This is a genomic window from Sinorhizobium psoraleae (genome assembly GCF_013283645.1).
GTDB classification, from domain to species: Bacteria; Pseudomonadota; Alphaproteobacteria; order Rhizobiales; family Rhizobiaceae; genus Sinorhizobium; species Sinorhizobium psoraleae.
The window spans coordinates 2,958-7,204 of sequence record NZ_JABEKV010000031.1; the positions used below are offsets into that span (position 1 = coordinate 2,958).

The following is a 4,247-nucleotide window of genomic DNA, read 5'->3' on the forward strand; positions in this document are numbered from 1 at the left end:
TCCGACGCGGATATAGGCCGTCCGCCAGTCGATCCTTCCATCAAGCGGGACACCTGATGCATTCCGAACAGGAATTTGCTTTTGCGCTGGGTTCGTCCAGAACGCCGAGAGACCACGCTGCGCTCTGCCTAGCTGCAAGTTCTGTATTTCAGCCAGGAACGAGGGATCATAACTTTCCCGATAGGCTCGAAGAAACTCCTCCGGGAGATCGACATCCGTAAAAACGGCGTTGCCTGTCATTCGAACATACATCTCTGAGGCAGGAACGAGCGCATCCTCGGCGTATTCTGGAAAGATGCGGCCAGTCGCCGCCTGCCGTCTCAACCGTTCTCGCAAAGGCGCGGTAATTTTCTCAATGTGATCAAGCGTCTCCGCGAGAATCTCCTCGAACATCGGCGGGACGTGCTGAGTGTTCTCGTACAGGGAGAGGCCGTCCTCACGCTCGTCATCTTCCTGCTTCTCGGCAAAATGCCGGATCATCAGCGACCGGGAGAAGCCGCCACGTTCCCCGGCGGGGCGACCATCTGCGTCGAAGTATTCACGCCATCTCCTCCAATCCAAAGGTAGCAAGGCAGTTTCACCAATCCGGAAACCCATGATGATCTGCACCCGGTATGCCGCGAACCGGATGGCATCGGAGAACGTACGTGGCGTCTCGGTGAAGACGATTCGGACAAGTTCCCAGAAGGCACGCTCGTCCGGCAGCTTTGCCGTCGATTTTCTTTCAGCCAGGGATCGGCGAAGGCCATCCCTCCCTCCGTGGGCGTTTTGCTTTTTGCGCAGGGTTTCAGCCTGCTGCTGAGCGGACAGGGACTCATTGGTCGGGTAGGGAATGCAAAACCGGGCAAGAGCCGGGATGTCTGCGAGTTTTTGACCGTCAAAGATGTTCCGCACGGTACCGGCGAAGTCCAGCGCCAATTTGCCGGAGTCCGCCGACTGAAGGACAGCGTTGTAGGCTTGTTGTATCTGTTCAGGTTTCACAGCCCAAGGCGGCGTACCTTCGGCGGCGGGAGCCAGTCGCCGGATACCCTGGGCAACCTGCATCGCGCTGAGCGGCTTCGTCTTGCGGACCAGAAGGTGATGTACAAACACAGCCTGGTACAGGTCACGCCAATGCAGCGTCATCGGTGTCGCGGGAACGGGACCTTGGTTCATCCTCTTCCTGATCTCGTTCAGCTTTTCATGCGCATTCGGATCGACGCCAACCTGCCCCAGATAAAGCGTGGGCGGCGGGAACTTACCGACAAGCCTGGTCAGGTCCCAGCGCGTTTCCTTGCTTACCTTTCCGTGATCATCGTAAACGAGGTCCCAGATCAGCCCGCGCTCGGCCGCCAACTTCTTGGCCGTCGCGATGTATTCCGCGTAAAAGGGGTTCATGGAGAATGCCTTTCTTCGCGGTCGGATTTCAGCTCCTCCACCACGCGCCGCACGGCGTCGAGAGTGAACTTGAGCTGGGAATAGGCCGGGGACTGCTGATTGTTCCGCGATGCCGCAGCAAACTCCGTCACGACGGGCCGCAGGCTTTCGAGTACCTCCTCGTGGATTTCTGGTTCGCCGAGCGGCATGAACCTCGAACAGGTATAGCAGGCCAGGACGGGGTTTTTCGTACAAAGGCTCTGGCCGAGCGCGCAGCCACCGATCCCAGCGATGGGAACGCCATGCGGCGCGCCTCCTATCTGCTGGTCGGAAGGAAGGCCGAGAAGCATCGCTTTGTCGATGGTCTTGGTCTTCGCGATCTTCGCGATATTCGAGTAAATCGGCGAGATCGCCAACGCCTCGTTCACGCGCTGGGCCTGCGCGGGAGACTTGTCGAAGTAGACGTTGGCAATCCGATCACTTGTCTGCCCCATGAACTCGGTGAGACCGGCGTGGGAGATGCCGCCGTCTGCAAGACGCTGAGCGGCAGTATGCCGGAGATCGGTCGGTGACCAAGGATCGCCCGTCAATTCCTCGGTCAATTCCATGATGGCACGGCCGACGCCACTCGGGGTGAGGCCGAAGAGCAGGCGAGGGGGCACCCCCTCTTCCGGCTGAAGGATGTCGGTTTCCCGGCGTCTGACCAGTTCGTTGAAGAGCGCTCCCCACTCACGCTTGATCTTTCTGTTAACGCGGATGCGTTTGCTGTTGTCCTGCTGCTTGATCAGCGGCACGGCCACGTGCACCGCTCCGGTAGAGAAGAACCGCACGTCCGCCAATTCAATTCGGGCGATCTGCCCAGGCCGGAACGCGTATTGGTACGACATGACAAGCATGCAGACGTCGCGAAGCTCTACATTGTCGAGCGATGCTGGATCGACCGCCAATTTTTCGCACAAGCTGTCGACGTGGTTGACGATAAGAGCTTGCTGGTCGAGCGGAAGAAAGCAATCACCGACACGGACGACGCGGTACTTGTCGACCCTCGGGCTTTTTAGGTTTCGGATGATCGAGGCTGACAGCGGGGACCATTGGCCGATGTTGAGCCGACAGAGAGAATGCAACGCAGCTCTCAAGGCCCAGCTCTCATCTGCTTTCACATTTGATAGAACCTTAGTTGACCAGTAAGCCCGGCTGTCAAATGGTGATGACGCAAATAAGTATGCGACGGGCTCTAGTCCGCATCGAGAGATGTACCTAAGGACGTTGGCGGCCTTCATGACCACAGTTGTTGGATCGAGGCGCTGGAACCAGTCGACCACAACATGCTTCACAGCGATATTCAAAGCACCGAAAGCATCAAAGTCGATCAACCGTTCAAGGCCGTCTACGAAGATCAATATTGTGCCGCTAGCCGATATGTCCCGGAGCGAGTGCACCTCATTGTTGAAGTCGTCGAAGTAACGAACAACAGAAGGCAGAGGCGGCAGCTTAGCGGTCAAGCTGGTGATCTCGTCGAGCAGCCCAACTTCCAACTTGAATGCAGCAGCGTTCAATGCTCTCGCTCCGGATTGATGCGTCTCAAGGCGTCCACGAAGGTGTCAAGCGTCTCGTCCCACACCTCTGCAAGGGTGGTCTCGAAGTAGGATTTGGCGTAGAGGCGGGGCATGTTGGACTCTTCCGACCAACCGAAGTATTCCCGCAAATTCTCCTGCGCCGTGTCCAGATCGAGGCCCCTGTCGCGATACCGTGTCATCCGGACGACGGCTGCCGTATGTCGAAGATCGTGGCAGGAAACGCCTGCAAGCCCCTGTTTGCTTAGCGATTTCTTCGCTTTTTCGGACAGCGATTTGCTCGCCACTTCGAATATCTCGTTCATCGAACGAAGCGACAGAGGCTTGGCTTTCTGGGAGATCAGAAGATGCGGATAATTCGCTTTGCCCCGGAAGTTCCTGATGTAGGTGGGAATTAGATTAACAATCTCCTTGGGTACCGGGAGTTGCCGCCGAGATTTCGCGGTTTTCAAGCTGGGTTGTTCGTAGCGCGGGTCGCCGTCCTGCGTCTCCTCAACGTCGAGCCAGTAATCCATTGTTCCGGTGGTGAAGTTGAAGTCTTCCTTGAACGAGTTTTCGTGCAGCAACGCGGCTTCACCACGGCGCAAGCCCAGAAACAGCAGCAGGAAGAAGATAACGAGGTTGCGCCAGCGAAGCGCCTCGGTCTTGAACGGATTGCGAGGAGAATCCGGCCGGAAGATTTCGTGGAGGTCCAGAACCACCGTGGTCGGCAGCGCGCGGATGACCGGTGCGCTCGTCTCGGGGTTGGGAGCGAGCTGGCGGTAAAGCACCTCGAGCCTGAGGAGCTTAGCCTCCATTTCGGCGACGCGAGCGCCTGACGAGGTTCCTGCACGCCGAAGTATGTCGATCACGAAGCTGACGGCCGAGGTCCAGGTCGAGTTCTTGTCGAAACCCGTGATGACCGCTTCGTTGCGCAGTTGGGCGAGGAAGCCCAACAGGACGTCCTCAAGTGCATCCGCGTCAGCGTTGGCGATCAAGCGGTCAAGACAGTCGCTGCCGCGCTGGCGCTTGGCCGCGTCATAAAGCCGGTCCAAAGCGGATAGATGCTTGCGCCTGGTCGACGGCTCCAACGGCGGTGTCAGCACGTCGACCCAGATAGTCGCCCAGAACCGAGGAATTCCGTAAAGGTCGACGCTGGCCATGCCGCGTAAAGTCGGCGGCAGCGATGATGAAGCAAGATTGACCGGCATATTTGACCCGCGCTCCTGAACCCGCGCAAATGTCACAACGCCGATTTAAAAAAGCAACACACGAAACCGCCGTTTATCGAGGAAATCCACAAGAACGTAACCGGCGGTTTGGCGTCAAAAAGCAACA

At 57.8% G+C, this 4,247-nt stretch carries 2 protein-coding genes and 1 pseudogene; all 3 read right to left on the reverse strand.

Annotation, left to right across the window (positions count from 1 at the left end):
• Positions 1-1,377 (reverse strand): annotated as a pseudogene (locus tag ILFOPFJJ_RS35880) (hypothetical protein); the annotation flags it as partial.
• Entirely contained in the window at positions 1,374-2,912 is a 1,539-nt protein-coding gene (locus tag ILFOPFJJ_RS34245; RefSeq protein ID WP_246300025.1) for a tyrosine-type recombinase/integrase, read from the reverse strand. The gene ILFOPFJJ_RS34245 and the pseudogene ILFOPFJJ_RS35880, both read right to left, overlap by 4 nt.
• Positions 2,909-4,120, reverse strand: a complete 1,212-nt coding sequence (locus ILFOPFJJ_RS34250) for a tyrosine-type recombinase/integrase (protein ID WP_173514819.1) — start codon at positions 4,118-4,120, stop codon at positions 2,909-2,911. Before ILFOPFJJ_RS34250 ends, ILFOPFJJ_RS34245 begins: the two co-directional genes overlap by 4 nt.
• Between the last annotated feature and the right edge of the window lie 127 nt (positions 4,121-4,247).

Excerpts from the sequence above, each read along its gene's own strand:
- ILFOPFJJ_RS34250 (WP_173514819.1), bottom strand. The coding sequence starts at position 4,120 with ATGCCGGTCAATCTTGCTTCATCATCGCTGCCGCCGACTTTACGCGGC.